Annotated in this window: 2 protein-coding genes; both read right to left on the bottom strand. The window is 74.8% G+C overall.

From position 1 onward, the window contains the following. A partial coding sequence (locus tag WEB03_RS07380) for a (2Fe-2S)-binding protein (RefSeq protein WP_368070304.1) occupies window positions 1-329 on the bottom strand: 329 nt, incomplete at its 3' end. Window positions 330-444: 115 nt separating this feature from the next. Then, the coding region (locus tag WEB03_RS07375; RefSeq protein ID WP_368070303.1) for a xanthine dehydrogenase family protein subunit M at window positions 445-1,326 on the bottom strand (882 nt) is incomplete at its 5' end.

Here is a 1,326-nt window from a genome sequence, read left to right as displayed (position 1 = left end):
CCGGGGGTGCAGAACCCGCACTGCAGGCCGTGGTGGTCCTGCAGGGCCTGCTGGACCGGGTGGAGGGTGCCGTCGTCTGCCGCGAGCCCCTCGACGGTGGTCAGCTCTCGGCCGCGGACACTGACGGCGAACACCAGGCAGCTGCGGACGGGGTCGCCGTCGAGCAGGACCGTGCAGCAGCCACAGACCCCGTGCTCGCAGCCGACGTGGGTGCCGGTCAGTTCCAGGTCGTGACGGAGGAAGTCCGACAGCAGCCGCCGAGCGGGTGCCGCCGCGGTCCGGGGAGCCCCGTTGACCGTGACGGTGATCTCGTGCAGCGGCTCGGTCACGCGGAGCCCTCCACGTCGGCGGCGTGCACGGTGGGGGCGTGCTCAGTGGTGGGCGCGTGGTGAGCTGCGCACCGGCCGGTCGCGTCGTGCGTGGTCGTGGTGGCGACGGTGGCGGTCACGCGGCGCTCCCCTCGGCGGCGTGGGCGGCCGCTGCCTCGAGCCCGCGGCCGAGCAGCACGCCGGCCAGGTGGCGGCGGTACTCGGCCGTGGCGTGGATGTCGGCGTCGGGCGCGAGCGTCGGGTCAGCGACTTGCCTCGCTGCATCGAGGTCGAGCGCGTCACCCGCCTGCCCCGCGAGCGTCGAGGTGAGGTCGATGACGGCGGGGACGTCGGTCACCCCGATGAACGTCGCGCGCGCGTCGGTGACGTGGCGGTCCGCGTCGAGGTGGACCGTGACGCCGACGCCAGCCAGCGCGTAGTCGCCGTGGCGGCGGGAGAGTTCGACGAACGCGCTGCCGGTGCCGGGCGCCGGGCGCCGGAAGGTCGCCGCGATCGCCAGCTCGCCGGGGCGGAGGTCCGACTCCAGTGGGCCGACCAGGAAGTCCGCGGCGCTGACCGTGCGGGTGCCGGCGGTGGAGGCGAGCTCGACGCTGCCGCCGAGCAGCGCGAGCACCGCAGGCAGCTCGGCCGCCGGGTCGGCGTGCACGATCGAGCCGAGGCTGGTGCCTCGGTTGCGGATCACTGGGTGGGCGACCCAGGCGAGGGCTTGCCGCAGCAGGAGGATGGCACGTGCCACCTCGGCGTCGCGGTGCAACCGTGCGTGGCGGACGCGCGCCCCGACCCGCACGCTGGCAGCGGTGACCTCGATCACGTCGAGCTCGTCGAGGCGTTCGATGTCGACGAGTGCGGGGGGTGCAGCCAGACGCATGTTCAGCAGGGGGATCAGGCTCTGGCCCCCCGCGAGCACCTTGCCGTCGTGCCCGAGCTCGGCGAGCGTGGCGAGCGCCTCGTCGACGCTCCCGGGGGCGTGGTAGGCGAACGCGGCCGGCTTCACGCG

The sequence above is a fragment of the Nitriliruptor sp. genome, from assembly GCF_040882075.1.
Taxonomy (GTDB): domain Bacteria; phylum Actinomycetota; class Nitriliruptoria; order Nitriliruptorales; family Nitriliruptoraceae; genus Nitriliruptor.
This window is presented reverse-complemented; position numbering and strand designations above follow the sequence as displayed.